The following is a 20,902-nucleotide window of genomic DNA, read 5'->3' on the forward strand; positions in this document are numbered from 1 at the left end:
TGACTCTCAGATATTGGCGTTTGGTAAGCAGAGCGTCAACTGTTTTGTCTAGAAAAACGCCCTCGGATGAGGGCGTTTCAGGGGCTGGAGTCACTCTTACGGTGCGGGAATTATTTGATTTGCCCGATAAGGTATTCACCAAGTTGTGAGTGATGCATGATTTTTGAAATTGGCATTATGGTGTTAGCTGGACCCCAGGCAAAGACGTTTACAGGAGTATGAGTATGCGTTCCTGTACCCCAAACCGTATTTTGTTTGGTTGCCTGTTCGCGCGCGAGCAAGTTACCTCTGTCGTTGTATGGGAAAAATGCATCAAAGTCGTTAATCGCAGGGACATTTTCTTCGCTTAAATATTTGTGGCTTGCTAAACGATAAGGGTTTGGCTTACTCGCCAATACGCGTTCCGCTTGCTCTGGTGTGATAGAAAAATCGCTGTTGGCATTGACGATATCAGCCAGTTTCTCTGGGGTTTGCTGTGTTTTATCAAGTTTTTGAAACTCGCTGATCATGCCGTAGTAGCTTTGTTTTTGATTATAGAGGCCATCAAGAATATCAAACTGGCCAAAATTGAAATTTGGCGCGAAATCGCGTTTGGAAAATGCCTCTCCGCTGCGTTTTTCAGGTTTTGGTACATCAGAAGAAGAGTAACTGAAACCAAATGAGCCCGTTTCATGGTCGGCGGTGACGATGACAAGAGTATCTTCACGGCCTTTCGCCCATTGGTAAACAGAATTTACCGCTTCATCGAACTTGATCAACTCATGCAGCATAGTGCCCGCGTCATTACTGTGGCCAGCCCAGTCAATTTGCCCTCCCTCGACCATTAGGAAGAAGCCGTCTTTGTCTTTTGAAAGCACATTTAGCGCTTTCTCGGTCATCTCTTTGAGAGAAGGTTGGGTGCGCTTGGGATCGTCTTTGCTTTGGCTGTAGGCGATGCCATCGTTCATACCAGAGTAAGCAAATAGGCCCAGGACTTTATCGCCTTTCGCATCTTCAAGCATATTACGGTTGAACGCTAGTTGGTAACCCTGTTGCTGCGCTTCGGTCAGCAGGTTGCGCTCATCTTTACGCTTGGATTTTAGGTAGACGTCACCTTGAGTAAGTTGCGCCAGTTGCTTGTATGTGTCGCCTTTGTCATTGGTTGATTTTGGAATCCAATGACGAATGCCACCAGAAAGTAACACATCTACCCCAGTTTCTAACATATCGACAGCGATGCTGTTTTCAAGCGAGCGGTGTGGTTGGTGCGAGGCGAAGGCTGCTGGTGTCGCATGGGTCATTCGGGTGTCTGATACCAAACCTGTCGCTTTACCTTTTGCTTGCGCTTTTTCCAAAATAGTTTCGACATGGTTGCCTTGACGGTCGATACCAATCACTTCAGATGCCGTTGGAATACCAGTTGCTAACATAGTCGCAGAACAGGCTGAATCAACTACAATAGCATCTTCAGGATTAGTTAAAGAGGAGCCGATAACGCCTTCTTGAGCCAGTTTGTATATCGCGGTAGTTTTACCCTTGTAAAGTGAGTGCGGCGCATGATTTGCGTACGTTTCTAGCAGCCCAACTTGCTGTGGGCCCATGCCATCACCAATCATTAAAATGACGTTTTTGATTTCTGCTGATAGCGCGTTGAAAGAGATCGTTGAGGCCGCCACTGCGGTTACGATTGGGGTCACTAGGTGCTTCACTGTATTTTCCTTATTTATAAAAGCAATTTTATTAAAACAAGGTTTTATGACAAAAATGCTACAGTCATAAAAGGTTCACACCAAAGCTAAGGTTATGAACTACGCCTACAAAAAAAGCTCACCGAAGTGAGCTTTTAAATTGGGCTTAGAGGGGATAAATCATCAATTAAAGTGCCGCTGCGTAGGTGGCGCTTTGAGCAACGATTTGATTAAACTCGGCTCTAGACTGCTGAGCTGTTTCTGATAATTCGAGTTTTCTCTCTTTTGCTTTTGCCACGCTATCTAATAGGGTTTGCAACTCTTCTTGCATCTCCTGAGGTAAGTGGTGGTCTGCAAATTCGTTGTCATCGTTGTGCTCAAGAGCAAAAGCGCGAATACGTTTACGAAGTTGCATCAACTTAGCCAGTGCGTGACGTTCTTCTTCTGCGGCTTCTTGAGCGGCATCACGAGCACTCTCAAACTTCGCCATTGCCATCCCTTCGGTTGACCAAGGGTCGAATTCTGGCAACTCTTCAATGTTGATGGTCGGCTCTACGTAATCCTCTTGATGGCGAATGTCCAACGTGGTGGCTCGAACGGCTGACACCATTAACATGATAGAAATGCCAAGCAAAGGTAAACCGCCAACTATCGCTGCAGTTTGTAGAGTGCTCAGTCCTCCCATGAACATCAGTACTGTCGGTAGGAAGGACAGGGTGAATGCCCAGAACATGCGATTCCAGCGCATCGGCTCTTCGGTCACATTATTCTGCACAACAGAGGCAAGGATGTAAGAGATAGAATCGAACGTGGTTGCGGTAAAAATAATGCAAAGTAGTGTAAATACGGCGATAACCAAGTAGCTCATTGGCAGTGCATCAAGCATTGAGAAGATCGCTGCCGTTGCTCCTTCTGTATTCAAGATCCCAACAACGTCTAATTCCCCTGAGAGTTGGAGAGACAAACCATAGTTGCCCAGAATCATAAAGAATAAAAAACAGCCTAAAGAACCGAAGAAGATGGAGCCTGAGACCATTTGCTTTATCGTGCGACCACGAGAGATGCGCGCTACAAACAGTCCCATACTTGGTGCGAAAACTAACCACCATGCCCAGTAGAAAATCGTCCAATCTTGTGGGAAGTTAGTGTTATCAAACGAACCGTAGCCACCAAATGGTTCTGCCCATGTTGCCATGACAAAGAAGTTCGATAACATGCGGCCAATCGAGTCTAAGCCAGTTTCTAGCATGAAGATCGTAGGGCCCACAGCCAGAACAAAAGCGAGCAGTCCCATCGCTCCCCAGAAATTGATATTACTGAGAACTTTGATGCCTTTTTCCATACCTGCGTAAGAAGAGTATGCGAAAATAACCGTACAGATAAGCAGTACTAGCACTTGGCTGTATGTATTCTTAGGCATGCCAAACAGGTAGTGGAGACCTTCGCCAATTAAAGGTGCCGCTAAACCTAAGCTGGTCGCTGCACCACCAAGTAGGCCAAAGATAAACAGCACATCAACAATTTTTCCGGCAGAGCCTTTACTACGCTCTTCACCAAGTACAGGCATCAATGCACTGGAGACCTTCAGTACAGGTTGTTTACGTACGTAAAAGAAGTAGGCGATTGGCAGAGCCGGGATCAGATAGATAGACCAAGCGATTGGTCCCCAGTGGAACAGGCCGTAGGTGGCTGCCCAACGGACCGCTTCTTCACTGCCTGCCTCTAGTTGGAAAGGAGGTGATTGATAGTAGTAAGCCCATTCAATACAGCCCCAATAAAGAATGCTGGCGCCGATACCACCACAGAAGAGCATGGCAGCCCATGATGCGGTGGTAAATTCTGGCTTTTCGTCTGGATCGCCAAGCTTGATCTGGCCCATGTCGCTGAACACAACATAAATCATGAAGACAAAAGCGGCAAGGCCAAGTGCCAAGTATAGAAAACCGAGCTTGTCGGTCATAAAGGTTTTAGCAAGAGCAATCCATTCCGCACCCTCTGCTGGAAACAAAATAAGAGGGAAAACAATCGAAAGGAGAAGTGCAATTGCACCAAAAAAAGTGGGTTTATCTATAAGCGAAAATGCATTTTTCACAGTTCATCATCCGTTAATGAGAAGTGGTCCATTATGGACTTAGATAAAAAATGCGTTCAAATGAGGTTTGTTGTCGTAACGAAAGAAACTTTGTTTGATCTGTTGCCTCTCGCCTGAGTTTGAGGAACTAGCGGTATGAAGGCTAAATAAGAGCGAGAACGATCCCACTTATAGTGAGAGCGGCTGAAACGAATTGTCCAGCAGAGTATGAGCCATCTTGCTCTTCTTCGATGGTGTCAGGGTGGTCCATCCCCAACGCACCATGGGCAAAAGATTCTACTTGGTCACTGACGGTTTTGTTCTCTGCTTCGACTTTTTTGCTTTCGCTATCAATTTGTTTCAGCGCTGCAAGCAAGGCTTTTCCTTCTGATGAAAGTGTGACTTTGTTCTGCTCCACTTTGAGTGGGGCTGTGTCGACAGCTTGTTCTGCCGTTTTAGCGTGGCCAACGTTGTTTTGTTGCGTCGCGTATGTATTAACTGAGTTGCTTCCTACTGGATTCATTTGTTTCCTCCCTAACAACGATACTCTCGAAGAGCAGGTAAAAAGCAGTTACTTTTATATCGACGGTGAGTGATATTTCTTGAATCAATAAAATAAAAAAAGGTCTGATTTTGCCGCTTCCTGCATGAAACAAATGTGCTAGCAAAAAACAGACCTATTTCGCTTGATGGCTTGTCAGACGATTTTAACTATCGACATTGTATGTCGCTGCTATGTATCGCGAAGTTTTTGTACGCAGCCATGCGGTTCGCATCCTGCACGTAACGTAAGGGGGGCGCGAGCACTTCAAGTTGGTAGTCGGGGGCATCCGAGATGATGTCTGTGGTTGGAGTGATAACCACCACATTTAAGTTTGAATTGCGCCTCAAAATAGAAGTTGCCGTGCCTAAGCCACCTTCTGTATGGAATTTACCTGCAACGTGAACCACTTGAGTGTCGGGATGTTTTTTCAAATGCTTGACGATGGATTCTGCCATGGTTTCATCCCAGGTGATCTGAGCTGCATATTGCTTTTCGGTCTGTTCTGACTTTCCATGGTGCATGGATGCCATGAACTTTTCTTTGTATGGGCTGTTTGCCGTGTTGATTTCATCCGCAACAAAGCGGCGTTCACTGCTATCGAGTTTATTTACGTAATCGATACCTTGGCGTCCAATACAACGCACAATGTTTTTTGGCGCGTTTGCGGCGATGACTGGAATTCTTGCTTGCTTGGCAAACTCAATCAACGGGCGGTAATCACTTTCGTAATTTGGCCATGCGTTACTTTGTTTCATGAAGTATTGTTCGCCAATTTCACCGTTAAGATATGAGTCCAAGATAGCTTGCTTGTCACGGGTTATTTGTTCCATAGAGAGTGCAAGAGGGCGGTTGGCAAAAGACAGCTGTTTGAGTAAATCGGTTTGAAAACGATGGATACCAGCATGTGTGTGCCATTCGCCAATCAGAATCACGTCAGCTTGTAGTAACTCATGTGGCATATGATTTACAGAGACAGCTTCGCCAGAGGGAGCGTGAAGCTGGTAGTCATAGAAACTGGTTACGTTATCAGCAAGAGTATTGGGTGCGGTTGTTACGTTAGACGCACAACCTGTCAGTAAGCCAGAAATAATCAGGCCTAGGGTAGAAAAGCGCATTAAAAAGCCTCCAAAAATGTCCGAATGATATTAATGGAGGCTAACAAATGAATCAACGTTAATGAGAATAATTAGCGTTACGTTCTATGCTTCATTCTCAGATTGAATGGATTTTTTGCGGTAAACACGCAACATAAAATCGGCCTCGCATTGAAAAAGTGTAGATGACTTTAGCTCCTCACGAAATTCATCACTGGCCTTCCACGCAAATGGGGTCATTTGCAGCAAATCAAACGCGATACCGTCTTTTAAGTTCATGATGTAATGAATCTTTTGCTGATGTTCTAGCTCAAACCCATCAATGTGTTCGGGTTCTTCGCTGTGCAAACGAACTTCTTGGTAGATACGTTCGCGGAGCTGATAGAGGTGACGACCTGCTGGCGTTACCGTGATCACCACACCGTCATCTTTGATAACGCGTTGCAGTTCTTCCGTTTTACATGGCGCGTAGATACGTAAAATCGCGTCCAGAGATTGTTCAGCAAACGGCAGGTGGTGACTTGATGCTACGCTGAAATCGCAATTAGGGTAACGCTTAGAAGCGTAACGAATCGCGACTTTAGATATATCCAATCCATAAATATTTGCTGCTTGATTTTGAGCATGCAGAGACTGCTGAACTTGATCGGTGTAATAGCCCTCACCGCAGCCAATATCTAACAGCTGGTGGCTCGAGTTTTGAGTGTACTTTGCACAGATGCGGGCGACTTCTTGGCGCATTGGATCGTAATGGCTGCCTTCTAGAAAACGACGACGCGCTTGCATCATCTCTTTGTTGTCACCGGGATCTTTTGAGCGTTTGTGGTGCGCAGGCATCAGGTTGACATAGCCTTCCTTCGCTAAGTCGAATTGATGGTTGTCTTCACACTTAAACGTCTTTGCAACGAGCTCAAGGGGTTGATGACATAGAGGGCATTGATAGTTCATGACGATCTCTGGACTTGAAGTTGGGCGGCAGATTCTATCAAAAAGGAATGCGGCAAGCGAAACAAAAAGGCGCGTTATTGCGCCGCTGCTTAGAAGCTGAATCAAGAGAGTGTTGCCGTAAAGCAATACCTTAGGTCTTGGTCACGTTTACTGTTGTTTTTTCTCGGTAAGGTTAAGCTTTCCTAGTGTTTATTAGTGGCCAATATGACCAAGAAAATTATCTTAGACACAGATCCAGGTATTGATGATGCGATGGCGATTCTTTTTGCAGAAGCGCATCCAGACATAGAGTTAATCGGCATCACAACAGTTTATGGCAATGCAAGCTTAGAGAACGCTACACGAAACGCCCTCTACTTAAAACAGAAATTTGGTATGAAAGCAAAGGTTGCTCAAGGAGCGAATAAACCTTTGGTGAGAGCGCCTGTCGGGGCGACAGTAGCTGTGCATGGTGAAGCTGGCTTTGGTGATGTGAAAGCGCCAAGTTCACTCAATGTGAAAGCCACGGATACGCCTGCCTATCGGTACATTATTGATAGGGTGAGAGCAGAGCCGGGGGAAATCACCTTAGTGGCTATTGGTCCGCTCACCAACCTCGCACTGGCACTGGAGGCAGACCCAGAAATTGTTCACTTAGTCAAAGAAGTGGTTGTGATGGGCGGCGCGTTTGGCGAGAACGGTCATCGAGGTAATGTCACGCCAATTGCAGAAGCAAATATCCATGATGACCCTCATGCTGCCGATAAGGTTTTCACCGCCTCGTGGCCGGTGGTCATCATAGGTTTAGATGTCACGGAAGAGAGTTTCTTCACGGAGCAATACCTTGACCAACTTCGACAAGAGGCAGGCGAAGTGGGGCAATTTATTTGGGATGTTAGCCGTTACTATTTAGCGTTTTACGCAGAGAAGCTTGGGGTGGGTGGTTGCCATGTCCACGACCCATCTGCAATTGCTTATGTGATTAATCCTCAGTTGTTTTCATTGCGTCTTGGCGCCGTTAGGGTGGTGACTGATGGGCCTGCAGAGGGAATGACGATTCAGAAAACGGATCAACGTAAATACATGCATGATGCGTGGAGTGCTTTCCCTGCACAAAAGATTGGCGTTGGTGTGCAGAGCGATGCGTTACTTTCGCTTTATCGGGAGTCGATGATTGCTTGGTTCACATCGCGAGGAAAGTTAGGGTATTAAAGAGCAAAAAAAACATGAGCATCTATACTCAGTGAAAGCATTATAAGTCACTGATATCGTAATGTTGCTGGCGTAATTAATGCTTAGGGTGACGCTGAATGGGAGTATGGATGCGAAAGTTGAGGGAAGTGATCTATTCACTTTTAGTGATGACAGGGATTGCCAGAATGTTTTCGTACTGGCATCGAGACAAGCTCGTCATTTTATGCTTCCATTCCCTATCGATAAAAGACGAGCATCAGTTTTGGCCGGGCGTATTTATCTCGAAAGATAAGCTCTCTGAAGTGCTTGAATATCTGGACCGCTCTCAGTTTAATGTTGTCAGTCTTGATGATGCAGAACGTCATTTACGTGGGGAGATACAGCTGAAATACCCAGTTGTGATCACGGTTGACGATGGCTGGCGTTCAAGCATCACAGAACTTCTGCCCGCTTTTCAGGCGTATCAATTCCCCGCAACCGTGTATGTTGCGACCTACTACTGCGATCATCAGCTCCCCGTTGTGAATGTTCTGCTTCAATATTGGCTGTGGCAAAAGCCGACAGATGCCTTTGAGGTGATGTTCTGCCAAAAGCGGTTTCATTTTTCTGGTGATACCGCAACCAAAGTCGCCGCAGTCGAGCGCACCATGGAAGCACTTGAAGAACAAGAAAAAGTTGCCTTTTTGCTCGCGGTAGCTAAATCTCTGGATGTAGATGATGACGCGATCGCTTCAAAACAATTCCACAATGCCAGTTATACGGAATTGAAACGAGCACTCACATCGACATTGGTGGATATCCAATTACACACCCATACTCATCATTTACCGTCTACTTATGATTCGGTTGAGCGTGAAATACGCACTAACCGAGCTGCATTGACTGAGCAGCTTTGTTCACAAAAAGCGTACGAGCATTTTTGCTACCCCAGTGGGATTTGGTTTCCTGAACATATTCCAAGTTTACATGTTCAAGGCATACGTACAGCGACCACATTAGATGAGGGGCTGAACGATAGATCTGTGCACCCATTGAAGCTGAAACGAAATCTGGTGATGGACAATCGTTCTTTAAATCAGTTTATCATTACGGTTTCGGGGGTATTAGACACATTACGCTTGGCTGTAGGTAAAACACGCTAGTGATTGACATACGGGGTCAGAGATTGAAACACAGAGCGAATGATTGAAATACAAATGAGTGATTGAAAAATAAAGTGAGCGGCAAATAGCAACGGATATGTGAGGACATGAATGACGGAATCTGAGAATGTTAGAATTGCTTACCCTTTGGATGTCGCTTGGCTTCAGCGTCGACAAAAAAAATTGCGTCGTAGATTGAAGCAGTCACTAACAACCCCTCCTCTACGCGTAGCGATCTTAGGCGGGTCAACAACCAGTGAGGTGGCGAACTACATTGAGCTGTTCCTATTGGATGCCGGGATCAATGTTGACGTCTATCAGTCTGAATATGATCAGTTCTATCAAGAGTCGGTGTTCGACAATGAAGTGCTTGACGCGTTTAACCCGCAAGTCATATATCTTCATACGAGTAGTGTGAATATCAAGTCATGGCCTGAAGTGACCGACAGTGACTTGCAAGTGAAAGAAAAAATCACAAACACCGTTAATCATTTTCAAAGTGTGTGGCTAGCTTTGCAGAGCAAGTATTCGGCTACCATCATTCAAAACAATTTCGAATTGCCCTTCTCTCGGCCATTGGGCAACATTGATGCCTCGGCAACGGTCGGTAAAACACGTTTTACTCATGCACTAAATGAGAGGTTTGCAGACTATGCGGCGGCAAACGCCAATTTCATTTTACATGATCTGAATTATCTAGCCTCATGGATTGGTTTAGATCGCTGGTATAACAAAACGCAGTGGTATGCTTATAAATACGCGATGAGTAGCGAGGTGTTTCCTGAACTGGGTCACAGTATCTCTAGCCAGATCATGGCGATATTGGGGCTGAGTAAAAAAGCACTTGTGTGTGATTTGGATAATACCTTATGGGGCGGGGTGATTGGCGATGATGGCTTGAATGGTATCCAGATTGGTCATGAAAATGCTGAAGCTCAAGCCTACACGGAAGTGCAGCAGTATTTGAAGGCTCTTCATCAACGGGGTGTTTTACTCACTGTGTGTAGTAAAAACGAGCTCCAAAATGCCCGACATGGGTTCAGCCACCCTGATTCGATACTCTCTCTCTCTGACTTTAGTGAATTCAAAGCAAACTGGGCCGACAAAGATAAAAATATTGAAGATATCGCGACATCACTGAACATTGGCTTGGATTCATTGGTTTTCATTGACGATAACGCCTGTGAAAGGGAGTGGGTTGCGAGAAATTTACGCTCTGTTTCTGTGCCTGATATCGGTCAGGACGTCACGCAATATATTTCGATCTTGGATAAGGCCGGCTTGTTTGAATTGGTTACTCTTAGCCCCGAAGACGTGTCACGAGCTGCCATGTATGGTCACAATCAAGAGCGTCAGAAATCTCAGCGAGAATTTGAGCATTATGACGATTATCTGCGATCTTTAGGCATGCATGCGACGATCTTGCCATTCGACGAATTGTCATTGCCTCGTATCACCCAGCTTATTAATAAAACCAACCAGTTTAACCTCACGACCCGGCGTTATAGTGCGCAAGAAGTTGCTTCCTTAATGCGTTCTCCCTGTCATCTTTCTCTCTATGGTCGATTGCGAGACAAATTTGGCGACAACGGGATTGTTTCTATCATTATTGGAACGGAGCACGAAGGCACATTGACGATCGATTTATGGCTAATGAGTTGTCGTGTGTTCAAGCGTAAGCTGGAAATTGCAATGTTCTCTGAGTTAGTTCGTTATGCAAGCGCACGGAACATTCTTCAATTGGTTGGGCATTATATACCGAGTAAGAAAAATGGTTTAGTGAGTGAGCATTACGCTGCTTTGGGATTTCAGCGTCTCAGCCAAGATGAGAATGGTGTGACTCAATGGGTCTACTCACTTAATAACTCTTCAATTGACCATGAACTCCCTCTGACCATCGTTGGAAAGCAGTAAGCCTTGAATAATACAGAAAACGATCGCACAAATTTTTCAACGTTTTACAAATGGAATAATGAAAGGAGTGGATATGGATGTTTTTAACGCGATATCTCGGATTATTGTAGATGTGCTGGACGAAGATGAGCTCGTGGTGACCCCCACAACGACAGCAGATGATGCCGAGGACTGGGACTCAATCGCACAGATACAAATTATTGATGCCATTGAAAAAGAGTTTGCTATTAAATTTAACTTGCCTGAAATTGAACAATTGAATCAAGCGAAAGATGTGGGCAGTACCGTTGACTTAATTAAGTGCAAACTGGATGCGCGTAAATAAAGTGATGAGGAGAGTACATGCACCTGCAAATTATGTTGGGTCAGTTGCGCGGACTGATTGAAAATCGATTAGATGGCAAGGTGGTCAACTTACCTAGTGTTCGCCGACAATATATTGCATTTGTACAGGAGAGTATGCCCACTCGTACCTACGCTCTTTTCCCTGATGATATGGAGCGTTGGCTCGAAGCGTTATCGGGTAAATATACGGCTGACATCATGACGAATATTCATCAATTGGTACTTACTGACCTTATGCTGAGTAGCTTGTGCTTGCTTGATTCCAAACGGCTTAATACTCAACATATCCATACCAATACTCATCACAGTCATATTAATGCCCCACACAGTCACATCGAAGCGCTACCGCCAGTGGTTATCGAGTCCGTTTTGGCGTGGTTTGGGTATTTGGTGGAGAGCATGACTGCTGGCGATTACGAGCCTGATCTCGTAAGCGATCTATTCAGAAAAGATCTCGCAATTAGCGCTTTAAATATGTGGCCGAGTGGCTCTATTTGCCACTATGAGAGGCGAACATTGCCGCGGCGTTTCCTCACCGCTAATGGTATTGCACAATTTGCCTCAGCGACCGATATGTTATTGAGGAAGATTAAAGATAGACGGTCCATGTATGAATTTCATATGGAAGATCGAAGAAAAAACCCTCACTTTCTTGAAGCGGGCTGGCGTGAGTTCTATCTGGAAATTGCTCAGCGCCTAACAACAGAGCCCCATATTTCAGGGATCTTCGCACAGAGTTGGTTTTGGGATCCAGAAGTAAGCAAAGCGTGCCCTAAAATGAAGTATTTGCGCGCACTTCCTCAGGCGGGTGGCGCGATGTTTTACCTGATCGAGGAGTGTGATGACCCTTTTCATGTTTCTTTGCAAAACAAAAAGCGCCAGCGTTTATACGATCAAAAGCGATATGTACCAAAGAGCTATTTGATGATTTGGCCTCGCGAAGCAATGCTGTGCTGGGCAAAAAAGTAACAAACTTTCAAGGAGAGCGTTCCTTGTTTAATTTTTGATAAAATCATCGCTTTACTATTTTATCCCGCACAGCCTTATTTATTTCCTTGGCCCTGAGAAAACCTCGCTAAGCATAAATATCGGTTTTGTTATGGGTTACGTGCTAGAAATCACAGTGATCAGCTCGTGAGTTTCACCTGGTTGTAGAGTCTTGCCTTGCTCGATGTTTGGAGCGTGGACTGTCGACTCAACACACATCATCGTCTCGTAACCCTTGTCCGCCATGTCACTCATGCCTTGCGCACCTTCTGCCCAAGGGTTCCACAATACTGCCGAATTATGTCCTTGGTTTTCTACACTGAGTGTGCGGTCCAATACTGGATCTTTAACCAAAATTTGCGCTTCAGGCTGAGTGTAAACGCGGTCAATTGTATCGGTTAGCTGAAGAACCTCACCGCCTTGGCAGATTTCACCTGCTTTGAGGCTATCTATGTATTCTGGGCCCATACCAATCGTTTGTGCTTGCCTGATGTCACCGACGTTTAGGTAGGTGTGCAGTGCGCCTGAGAATGTCCATGCTTCATCATCGATGTTGATGACTTTTAACGATACTTTGAGTTTTTCACTCACTTCTATCATAAGACGCGCATCGAACTTGTGTGGCCAGATACCATGGATCTCCTCGGTCGGGAATAAAGCGAGTTCAACGATCACACCCTTGTCGTTCTCACGATGTTCAACCAGTTGCCATTCTGCGGTACGAGCAAAGCCATGAGCAGGTGCTGCAATACGACCAAACCAAGGCCAACAAACAGGGATACCACCGCGAAGTGCAGCTTTACCATCAAAGATAGCCTTCTCGCTCATCCAAATTAAGTCATCTTGACCTGCTGGAGTAAAAGAAACCACATGACCACCGTGCAGAGCGATGCCTGCGGTCGCTTTTTCATGAATAATGCGAACCACTTTTACCTGATCAATTTCTACGATAGTCACGCTATCTGAAAGAACGGTAAGGGCTGGGAGAGTGTTTAAATCCATGCGCTGTTTTCCTATCGCTGGAGGGAGAGCTTTTTGAAATACCTCGCACATTGAGTGCAAAGTTGTGTCCGTATTCTCTCAAATTCTAGATATAAAAAAGGCGACTCAAGAGCCGCCTTTTATTCAAATCTTATGTTTCAAACACAAGCTTCACTAATTGCTTTTCAGCTAAGTAATAATTACTTAGAGATGTGAGCGATTAGGTCTAGAACTTTGTTTGAGTAACCGATTTCGTTGTCGTACCAAGATACAACTTTAACGAAGTTATCAGTTAGAGCGATACCTGCTTTAGCATCGAATACTGAAGTTTGAACTTCACCGATGAAGTCTTGAGAAACAACTTGGTCTTCAGTGTAGCCTAGAACGCCTTTTAGTTCGCCTTCAGAAGCTTCTTTCATTGCTGCACAGATAGCTTCGTAAGATGCGCCTTTCTCTAGGTTAACTGTTAGGTCAACTACAGAAACGTTCGCTGTTGGTACGCGGAAAGCCATACCAGTTAGTTTGCCGTTTAGTTCTGGAAGAACAACGCCTACAGCTTTAGCAGCACCAGTTGAAGATGGGATGATGTTCTGAGAAGCACCACGACCACCGCGCCAGTCTTTAGCAGAAGGGCCGTCTACCGTTTTTTGAGTCGCTGTAGTCGCGTGAACTGTTGTCATAAGACCAGATGCGATACCGAACTTGTCGTTAAGAACTTTAGCGATAGGCGCTAGACAGTTAGTAGTACAAGAAGCGTTAGAAACGATGTCTTGACCTGCATAAGTTGAATCGTTTACGCCCATAACGAACATTGGAGTTGCGTCTTTAGAAGGACCAGTTAGAACAACTTTCTTCGCACCAGCAGTGATGTGCTTACGTGCAGTCTCGTCAGTTAGGAAAAGACCCGTTGCTTCAGCTACAACGTCAACGCCGATTTCGCCCCATTTTAGGTCTTCTGGGTTACGTTCTGCAGTTACACGTACAGTTTTGCCGTTAACGATTAGGTTACCGCCTTCAACTTCAACAGTACCGTTGAAACGGCCGTGAGTTGAGTCGTACTTCAGCATGTATGCCATGTAATCTACGTCGATAAGGTCGTTAATACCTACAACTTCGATGTCGTTGCGCTCTTGCGCTGCACGGAATACGAAACGACCGATACGGCCAAAACCGTTAATACCTACTTTGATAGTCATTATAGTTGCTCCACAACTTAATTTCTGATTAAAGATAACTGGTAGTAAAATTACAGAACCCAGTTAACATCTGCAACAGATAATCGGACTTAACTTGTTTAATGTCAAAAAAAAGCGCCGCTTTTTTTAACAATTTTTCGCAAATGCTCGTTTTTTAAACTTTTAACTGACCATTCTGCATTCCAGTTGGCGTAATATTGTTTACGAGGTAAGCACTCGTATCAAATTAAACACACATGCTGACCCGGTAAGAAAGTATGTGCTACAACTATTACGAGAAGCAAGTTTTTTGCTGAAAAAGTCATCGCCAAAAATACAAAATAAGGAACAGAAATTGGTAGAACAAAGTGGAAAAAAATTAGTTAAGTCCCATGAACAGTGGCGTGAACAACTTTCAGACGAGGAGTTTCGCGTTTGTCGCGAGCAGGGGACAGAGGCGCCATTCAGCGGTAAGTTGCTCCACAACAAAGACACTGGAATTTATGCCTGTACGTGCTGCGAAACGCCTCTGTTTGTCTCTGATAACAAGTACGACTCAGGGTGTGGATGGCCAAGTTTTGATGCACCAATTAACCGCACTGTAATACATTATCTAGAAGATCTGAGTCACGGAATGGTTCGAACAGAGATCCGATGTGCAGCTTGCGACAGCCATTTAGGCCATGTTTTTGAAGATGGGCCGCAAACGACAGGTGAGCGCTATTGTGTAAACTCTGTGTCGTTAATTTTCAACAAACCCGACCAATAATGCCACTACGGACTGAAAGAATGTTTTATCCTTTCAATGAAAAAATCATCAATGATTACATTACAAATAAAAAACTCCCAACATAAGTGGGAGTTTTTTATTTATAAATTGCTTGGTATCATTTTTGGAGAATAGCGTCCTTTCACTATCGCTTTGGACAGGGATTTAGCCAGGTCGTCGAGTTGGTCATATTTCTCTTGTTCGGCAAAGTTGAACATGCGCTTTAGCTGGTTTTCATCTGCGAGAGACACATCAAAGCGCTTGGCAACCATTGCCCATAGGTAGGCTTGCTCTTTATTGCCCATAGTTTGGTTTATGCTCGCTAATGATTTCAAAATCTCAGGTTTTAAGGTTTTCTTATTCGACATCGAGAGCGAGTTATGAAGCAATGTTAATGTCTTTTGTGAATCGCGACTGGTATAAAAAGTGGCAAGCGCATACTGCATCTCAGCTGTATTTAACGCTGGCGTGCCTTCCATTTGTAAAAATTGGCGACGTGCTTGGTTATCACCCGTTTGCGACCATAAGAAATACAAGGTTGCTGGATCTTTCGACCCTTTCAGCTCCGTGACGATGCGCTCTAGCTCATCAATGCTGTGCATCAAGGCATCGAAGCGTTTACGTTTTAACGCACTCTGGTCGATGGGCGTGATTTGCGAGGCGAGCTCTAGACACTTGCGATATTCAGCCACTAAGTGATATTCAGCTACTTGGTCTGCTTCTGAAGGGTTTTTGATCAGTTCAAAACGATGCCAAATCAAATTTGTTCGTGGAATACGGCATTGACCATCGTCCATGTTCAGCTTTTCGCAACGAAGTTGAGGATTGCTTTGGCACAGTTCTTCTGTGGTTACGTTGCCTTCAAAGCAGCCAGTTAGAGACAGGCTTGTCAGACTTGCTAGTAGCCAATATGTTTTTTTCATGGTTTTGCTTGTGATCCGTTACACCAATTTATTTTCGAGGTCTTGACTCTGTTTTCTATACCGTTATGTTCTGTAAATAGAATGTAAAAAGCAGGTACATTATGGACGCAGAACAATTATTAAATGCGATAACTCCAGAAGTCTACGAGAGATTGGTTTACGCAGTAGAGACAGGAAGATGGCCAGAGGGTACACCACTTTCTCAAGAGCAGCGAGACTCATGTATGCAAGCTGTGATGTTGTATCAATCAAAACATAATACCGATGCGCAACATATGACCGTTGCGGCGGGTGGTGAAATCAGTTTTAAGTCCAAGCAAGAATTGAAGAAACAGTTCAGTGAAGAGGAGCAAGACATCGTTCGTGTCAATCCAAATCTGAACTAAACGCCAACTCTGTTAACGGAAGATTCCGCTTAAAAAGCCCAATTCACCTATGAATTGGGCTTTTTTGTATGCTTACTTGCGCCTGAGCTATCGGCCTGAGTTTTGCACTGAAAGGGCCGAGAGTCAGCAGTGAGGACTTACTCTGTATGATTTAACTCTGACTATAGACTCATTTCACCACGCAAGACTTCTTGCATCTTCTGTTTGATTTCTTCGTAAGACAGTCCTTGGCTAAGAAGGTAATGAAGCTTTGCAAGTGCCGCTTCTGGTGTCATATCAAAACCGCTGATTACGCCAGAATCTGCCAGAGCACAACCTGTCGCGTAACCGCCCATGTTTACCTTACCCGCTAAGCATTGAGTCAGGTTGACGACGATGACACCGCGCTCAGATGCTTGCTTTAGATGGCCAAGTAGTTCAGGGTTTTGCGGCGCATTACCCACGCCAAAAGTCAGTAGGATCATGGCATTGACTGGTTGCCGAAGCGTATTACGAATCACTTCGTGTGATATACCAGGGTACATAGTGATCACACCGATTGGCTGCGGCGTGATGGTATGTACTTTGAATTCACCTTCAGGCTTGGCACCCATAGTGATGCTGTTACTGATCTGAATATTGATACCAGCTTCCAATAGTGGAGGTAGGTTGGGTGAAGTAAAGGCGTTGAAACCGTCTGCGTGAGACTTTGTACTGCGGTTACCTCGCATCAACTGATTATTGAAGAACAAGGTGACTTCGTTGATAGGGTAGTTTGCTGCAATGTGCAGGGCATTTAACAAGTTTGCTTGACCATCTGAGCGCAGTTCTGCCAATGGAATTTGTGAGCCTGTCACAATCACGGGTTTTCCGAGGTTCTCAAGCATGAAAGACAAAGCAGAAGCAGTATACGCCATGGTGTCAGTACCATGTAGAATCACAAAGCCATCGTATTTGTCGTAGTTGTTACGGATGTCGTTTGCGATTTGCTGCCAGTCCGCAGGAGTCATGTCAGATGAATCGATCAGGGGATCGTATTCATGGATAGTGTATTCTGGCATTTCCGTACGGTGAAACTCAGGCATACTGGCTAATTGCTTTTCCATAAAGCCAGCCACAGGCACGTAGCCGTGATCCGATTTTTGCATACCGATGGTACCACCGGTATAAGCGATGTAGATATGTTTTCTAGTCATCGTTCTACTTTACTTCATGTAGGGGGAATATTGGCGGGGATTATAGCGAAATGAAGCCTAATAAAAAGGGGCATCTCTCATAGAGGTGCCCCTTTTTGACTCAGCAAGTAAAGTTATTGCACTTGGCAGTTTAAACAGAAGGCGTATTGGCCTTTTGGATCGTTAAAGCTCTGCATTATGCTTGTATCTTGCTCAAGCTGCTGAGCAACGGGCTGTAAGCTCTTTGGTAAGAAGCTTGTCGCATCGATACCCAGAGACACTTTCACTTGGTTCATGAATTCTTGAACGAACTGTTCTGCTGGTGATAATGGCTCTTCAACCCAGTAGAGCTGATAGTTCTCTACTTCAGCAAGTTTCGCTGCCAGTTGCACCGCGTCATCAAAGTCACCCATTTGGTCTACCAAACCGAAAGACATGGCATCTTGGCCTGTCCAAACTCGACCTTGAGCGACTTTATCTACTTCTTCTAGTGACATCTCTCGGTTTGAGCCAACCAGAGAAATAAAGCGCTTGTAGCCATGTTCGATACCCAATTGGAACGCTTGTGATGCACCGTCAGAAAGACCGGTTGTGATACCGTCACCAGAGAATGGTGATGTACCAACGCCGTCGGTGCTGATGCCAAGCTTATTAAAGCCTTTCTCAAACGTTGTGATGACACTAAAGATACCAATAGAGCCTGTTAGTGTGGTTGGCTGAGCTACGATTTTATCTGCACTCATTGAGATCCAGTAACCACCGGAAGCCGCAAGACTCGACATAGAAACCACAACAGGTTTCCCCGCCTCTTTTAGTGCTTCGACTTCGTTACGAATGACTTCTGAAGCAAAAGCACTGCCTCCAGGGCTATCCACCCGAAGTACCACAGCTTTAACCTTGTCGTCGTTGCGAGCTTGGCGAAGTAGGCTTGCCACTGTGTCACCGCCAACAGTACCGCGTGGTTGCTGACCATCCATGATAGCGCCGCTTGCCACGACAACAGCAATATCATCTACAGCAGGCGTTAGATTCGGGGCCATAGTCGCGAGGTAGTCGTAGTAACCAATGGCATTGTAGCTGTCTTTGCCGTCACTACCGAACTCTTTGGCGAAGCGTTTACGTACGTCTTGTCGTGTTGCTAGCTCATCAACTAAGCCCATTTTAACGGCGAGTTGAGCAAGATCGCCATCGACCGATTTTATCTCAGTAAGCAATTCATCCATGGTTGGATTCAGTGCTTTTGCATCGATATTTCGGTTTGTCGCAACGTCATCAACAAAGGCGTCCCAAAGCTGGGTAATCCAGCGTGTCGCGGACTCTTTTGCCGCATCGGACATGTCATCACGAATAAATGGTTCAATCGCAGATTTGTAGGTACCTACACGGAACACGTGCGTAGACACATCGAGTTTATCTAGTAGGGCTTTGTAATACATCGAGTAAGAGCTGTAGCCCTTGATCAGCACACCACCATCTGGTGCGAGGAAAATTTTATCCGCGTAGCTCGCCAAGTAATATTGGCTTTGGTTATAGAAATCACCGACGGCATAAACGGGTTTGCCTGATGTTTTAAATTCATTCAGTGCTTTGGCAATGTAGCGAAGCTTGGTTAGATTGGTTTCTGGCATATCGCGCAGAGCCAGAACCAGACCAGAAACTTTCGGGTCGTCTTTTGCATAGCGAATCGTGTCAACGATGTCGAACAACACATTCTCTTTTGGCATTTCATTGCCTAAGATGGACCCTGCGACAGAATCCATTGGGTTTACGTAACGACGCTGCTCAACGATGGGACCAGAAAGGTTCATCACCAGCGCAGATTCTTTCTCAATGGCTGGCTTATCTTCACCAGTATAGCTAAAGGCAAAGTAGAAGACGGCAATCATCACAAGGAAGATCAAGTTTGCCAAAGCAAGTCTAACAAAGGTGATGGCTTTCCATACTCCCTTGAACATCAGACCAATATATTTGAAGAGTTTATTCATCTTGTCTCCATAACGAGATAGTCATTCCCCCAATCTACAAAAGTATGGGTTCTTATCTGTAAAATCTAAAAAATTAGCAGTTTTTTTAGCTTATCATGGCAACTCAACAATTGGCATATCTTAACGTGAGATTGACGCGTGTTGCAAAAATGTAAACAGCCGTTTGATTTTTTGATTTTTGCGGCGTACTGTGGTCAGACCACAACAATAAAAATGGATGTTTAGTGATGTCTGCCATGTACCCGAACTTGTTAAAGCCACTGGACTTAGGTTTTACACAACTAAGAAACCGTGTCCTGATGGGATCTATGCACACAGGCCTGGAAGAGCATAAAGAAGGCCTACAAAAGCTTGCAGCCTTCTATGAAGAGCGTGCCAAAGGCGGTGTCGGTCTAATTGTGACGGGCGGTTTCTCTCCTAACCTACGTGGTCGATTACACCCTTTGAGTGCTGAGTTTAGTAAGCCAAAACATGCTAAAGCACATAAAGTAGTGACGGAAGCAGTGCATAAACATGGTGGTAAAATTGCCCTACAAATCCTTCATGCCGGACGTTATGCGATGCATCCATTCGCACAAAGCGCCTCGGGCATAAAAGCGCCGATTGCCAAGTTTGCACCTAGCGAGATGAGTGATCGCCAAATCAAAAAAACCATCGAAGCCTTTGCTAACAGCGCTGAGCTTGCACAAATCGCAGGTTATGACGGTGTCGAGCTGATGGGGTCAGAAGGCTACTTGATTAACCAATTCCTTTGTAAACGCACCAACATGCGTTACGACGAATGGGGTGGTAGCTACAAAAAACGCATGCGTCTCCCGATTGAAATCGTTAAAGCTGTACGTAAGTCGGTTGGTGAAGATTTTATTATTATTTTTCGACTTTCCATGCTGGATTTAGTCGAGCAAGGCAGCACGTTCGAAGACGTTATCGAGTTAGCGAAAGCGTTAGAAGAAGCTGGCGTCACCATCATCAATACTGGTATTGGTTGGCATGAAGCGCGCATTCCAACCATTGCGACTCAGGTTCCTCGTGGTGCCTTTACGTGGGTGACGGAAAAAGTCAAACCTCATGTCTCGGTTCCGATCATCACTTGTAACCGAATCAACACTCCAGGTGAAGCTGAGCGAATTCTTTCTTCAGGTCATGCTGATATGGTGTCAATGGCGCGTCCATTCCTTGCTGACCCATATTTTGTCGTGAAGGCACAACAAGAAAAATCACAACTGATTAATACCTGTATCGGTTGTAACCAAGCGTGTTTAGACAATGTATTTAAAGGTAAGCGCGCAAGCTGTTTAGTTAACCCGCTTGCGTGTTACGAAACGGAAATCGTTGTTGAAGATGCATTCAATAAGAAGAATATTGCCGTTGTGGGCGCAGGTCCCGCCGGTTTGGCGTGTGCCACGACGTTGGCAGAACGCGGCCACAAAGTGGATCTGTTTGAGAAAAACGATCGCATCGGTGGGCAGTTCCGCTTAGCGATGCAGATCCCTGGCAAAGAGGAGTTCCGGGAAACCATTCGTTACTTTGCTAACCGTGTTGAAGAAACGGGAGTGAATCTGCATTTAGAGACCGAGGCTAACTACGATTTACTGACCGAATATGATGAAGTCGTTATGGCATCCGGTGTTGAACCGCGCAAAG

Annotated in this window: 18 protein-coding genes; 8 read left to right on the forward strand and 10 right to left on the reverse strand. The window is 45.2% G+C overall.

Features of this window, described 5'->3' with window-relative positions; all coding sequences use genetic code 11:
• Positions 1 to 110 precede the first annotated feature (110 nt).
• The 5 genes from AND4_RS08805 to rlmA form a co-directional block, all read right to left on the reverse strand.
• Positions 111 to 1,688 (reverse strand): alkaline phosphatase, encoded by a 1,578-nt coding sequence (locus AND4_RS08805; RefSeq protein ID WP_009842609.1) that lies wholly within the window; start codon positions 1,686 to 1,688, stop codon positions 111 to 113.
• A gap of 166 nt (positions 1,689 to 1,854) precedes the next feature.
• Positions 1,855 to 3,759, reverse strand: coding sequence for a BCCT family transporter (locus tag AND4_RS08810; protein ID WP_009842610.1), 1,905 nt, complete (start codon positions 3,757 to 3,759; stop codon positions 1,855 to 1,857).
• A 142-nt stretch (positions 3,760 to 3,901) separates the two neighbouring features.
• Positions 3,902 to 4,261, reverse strand: a complete 360-nt coding sequence (locus AND4_RS08815) for a hypothetical protein (protein ID WP_009842611.1) — start codon at positions 4,259 to 4,261, stop codon at positions 3,902 to 3,904.
• Positions 4,262 to 4,449: 188 nt separating this feature from the next.
• Positions 4,450 to 5,397 carry a ChaN family lipoprotein gene (locus tag AND4_RS08820; RefSeq protein WP_009842612.1) on the reverse strand — a complete coding sequence of 316 codons (948 nt, stop codon included), beginning with the start codon at positions 5,395 to 5,397 and terminating at the stop codon, positions 4,450 to 4,452.
• 84 nt (positions 5,398 to 5,481) lie between these two features.
• Positions 5,482 to 6,324, reverse strand: coding sequence for a 23S rRNA (guanine(745)-N(1))-methyltransferase (gene rlmA / locus AND4_RS08825; protein WP_009842613.1), 843 nt, complete (start codon positions 6,322 to 6,324; stop codon positions 5,482 to 5,484).
• Between the two features lie 204 nt (positions 6,325 to 6,528).
• On the opposite strand from rlmA, the gene AND4_RS08830 reads away from it, so the two are divergent.
• The 5 genes from AND4_RS08830 to AND4_RS08850 all read left to right on the forward strand — a co-directional run bounded on the left by AND4_RS08830 (position 6,529) and on the right by AND4_RS08850 (position 11,867).
• Positions 6,529 to 7,515: a nucleoside hydrolase gene (locus AND4_RS08830; protein WP_009842614.1), complete on the forward strand. Its 987-nt coding sequence runs from the start codon at positions 6,529 to 6,531 to the stop codon at positions 7,513 to 7,515.
• Between the two features lie 167 nt (positions 7,516 to 7,682).
• A complete protein-coding gene (locus AND4_RS08835) occupies positions 7,683 to 8,639 on the forward strand; it encodes a polysaccharide deacetylase family protein (RefSeq protein ID WP_009842615.1) in 957 nt (318 codons plus the stop codon).
• A gap of 111 nt (positions 8,640 to 8,750) precedes the next feature.
• Complete coding sequence (locus AND4_RS08840) at positions 8,751 to 10,553, forward strand: HAD-IIIC family phosphatase (RefSeq protein ID WP_009842616.1); 1,803 nt, start codon at positions 8,751 to 8,753, stop codon at positions 10,551 to 10,553.
• Between the two features lie 73 nt (positions 10,554 to 10,626).
• A complete protein-coding gene (locus tag AND4_RS08845) occupies positions 10,627 to 10,878 on the forward strand; it encodes an acyl carrier protein (protein WP_009842617.1) in 252 nt (83 codons plus the stop codon).
• 17 nt (positions 10,879 to 10,895) lie between these two features.
• The gene (locus AND4_RS08850) at positions 10,896 to 11,867 is read left to right on the forward strand and encodes a hypothetical protein (RefSeq protein ID WP_043991575.1); all 972 of its coding nucleotides are present in this window, start codon (positions 10,896 to 10,898) and stop codon (positions 11,865 to 11,867) included.
• A gap of 135 nt (positions 11,868 to 12,002) precedes the next feature.
• Here AND4_RS08850 and AND4_RS08855 read toward each other — a convergent pair whose 3' ends face one another.
• Both AND4_RS08855 and gap read right to left on the reverse strand, forming a co-directional pair.
• On the reverse strand, positions 12,003 to 12,887 hold the full coding sequence (locus AND4_RS08855) for a D-hexose-6-phosphate mutarotase (RefSeq protein ID WP_009842619.1): 885 nt from the start codon (positions 12,885 to 12,887) through the stop codon (positions 12,003 to 12,005).
• A 179-nt stretch (positions 12,888 to 13,066) separates the two neighbouring features.
• On the reverse strand, positions 13,067 to 14,062 hold the full coding sequence (gene gap, locus AND4_RS08860; RefSeq protein WP_009842620.1) for a type I glyceraldehyde-3-phosphate dehydrogenase: 996 nt from the start codon (positions 14,060 to 14,062) through the stop codon (positions 13,067 to 13,069).
• A 334-nt stretch (positions 14,063 to 14,396) separates the two neighbouring features.
• On the opposite strand from gap, the gene msrB reads away from it, so the two are divergent.
• Positions 14,397 to 14,810, forward strand: coding sequence for a peptide-methionine (R)-S-oxide reductase MsrB (gene msrB / locus AND4_RS08865; RefSeq protein ID WP_043991581.1), 414 nt, complete (start codon positions 14,397 to 14,399; stop codon positions 14,808 to 14,810).
• 101 nt (positions 14,811 to 14,911) lie between these two features.
• Here the strand turns inward: msrB and AND4_RS08870 are convergent, their stop codons facing one another.
• Entirely contained in the window at positions 14,912 to 15,733 is an 822-nt protein-coding gene (locus AND4_RS08870; RefSeq protein ID WP_009842622.1) for a DUF2989 domain-containing protein, read from the reverse strand.
• A gap of 101 nt (positions 15,734 to 15,834) precedes the next feature.
• On the opposite strand from AND4_RS08870, the gene AND4_RS08875 reads away from it, so the two are divergent.
• Positions 15,835 to 16,119 carry a DUF1315 family protein gene (locus tag AND4_RS08875; protein ID WP_009842623.1) on the forward strand — a complete coding sequence of 95 codons (285 nt, stop codon included), beginning with the start codon at positions 15,835 to 15,837 and terminating at the stop codon, positions 16,117 to 16,119.
• Positions 16,120 to 16,280: 161 nt separating this feature from the next.
• Here AND4_RS08875 and ansA read toward each other — a convergent pair whose 3' ends face one another.
• Complete coding sequence (gene ansA / locus AND4_RS08880; RefSeq protein ID WP_009842624.1) at positions 16,281 to 17,294, reverse strand: asparaginase; 1,014 nt, start codon at positions 17,292 to 17,294, stop codon at positions 16,281 to 16,283.
• A 113-nt stretch (positions 17,295 to 17,407) separates the two neighbouring features.
• Entirely contained in the window at positions 17,408 to 19,258 is a 1,851-nt protein-coding gene (gene sppA / locus AND4_RS08885) for a signal peptide peptidase SppA (protein WP_009842625.1), read from the reverse strand.
• 227 nt (positions 19,259 to 19,485) lie between these two features.
• On the opposite strand from sppA, the gene AND4_RS08890 reads away from it, so the two are divergent.
• Positions 19,486 to 20,902, forward strand: a 1,417-nt coding sequence (locus AND4_RS08890; RefSeq protein ID WP_009842626.1) for a 2,4-dienoyl-CoA reductase FMN-binding domain-containing protein, incomplete at its 3' end; no start/stop codon positions are given.

Source organism: Vibrio sp. AND4 (assembly GCF_000171815.1).
GTDB lineage: Bacteria > Pseudomonadota > Gammaproteobacteria > Enterobacterales > Vibrionaceae > Vibrio.

Coding starts and splice junctions, on each gene's coding strand:
- AND4_RS08855 (WP_009842619.1), bottom strand. CDS start 12,887: ATGGATTTAAACACTCTCCCAGCCCTTACCGTTCTTTCAGATAGCGTG.
- AND4_RS08820 (WP_009842612.1), bottom strand. CDS start 5,397: ATGCGCTTTTCTACCCTAGGCCTGATTATTTCTGGCTTACTGACAGGT.
- AND4_RS08870 (WP_009842622.1), bottom strand. CDS start 15,733: ATGAAAAAAACATATTGGCTACTAGCAAGTCTGACAAGCCTGTCTCTA.
- ansA (WP_009842624.1), bottom strand. CDS start 17,294: ATGACTAGAAAACATATCTACATCGCTTATACCGGTGGTACCATCGGT.
- AND4_RS08835 (WP_009842615.1), top strand. CDS start 7,683: ATGTTTTCGTACTGGCATCGAGACAAGCTCGTCATTTTATGCTTCCAT.
- AND4_RS08840 (WP_009842616.1), top strand. CDS start 8,751: ATGACGGAATCTGAGAATGTTAGAATTGCTTACCCTTTGGATGTCGCT.
- gap (WP_009842620.1), bottom strand. CDS start 14,062: ATGACTATCAAAGTAGGTATTAACGGTTTTGGCCGTATCGGTCGTTTC.
- AND4_RS08875 (WP_009842623.1), top strand. CDS start 15,835: ATGGACGCAGAACAATTATTAAATGCGATAACTCCAGAAGTCTACGAG.
- AND4_RS08830 (WP_009842614.1), top strand. CDS start 6,529: ATGACCAAGAAAATTATCTTAGACACAGATCCAGGTATTGATGATGCG.
- sppA (WP_009842625.1), bottom strand. CDS start 19,258: ATGAATAAACTCTTCAAATATATTGGTCTGATGTTCAAGGGAGTATGG.
- AND4_RS08850 (WP_043991575.1), top strand. CDS start 10,896: ATGCACCTGCAAATTATGTTGGGTCAGTTGCGCGGACTGATTGAAAAT.
- AND4_RS08845 (WP_009842617.1), top strand. CDS start 10,627: ATGGATGTTTTTAACGCGATATCTCGGATTATTGTAGATGTGCTGGAC.
- rlmA (WP_009842613.1), bottom strand. CDS start 6,324: ATGAACTATCAATGCCCTCTATGTCATCAACCCCTTGAGCTCGTTGCA.
- AND4_RS08815 (WP_009842611.1), bottom strand. CDS start 4,261: ATGAATCCAGTAGGAAGCAACTCAGTTAATACATACGCGACGCAACAA.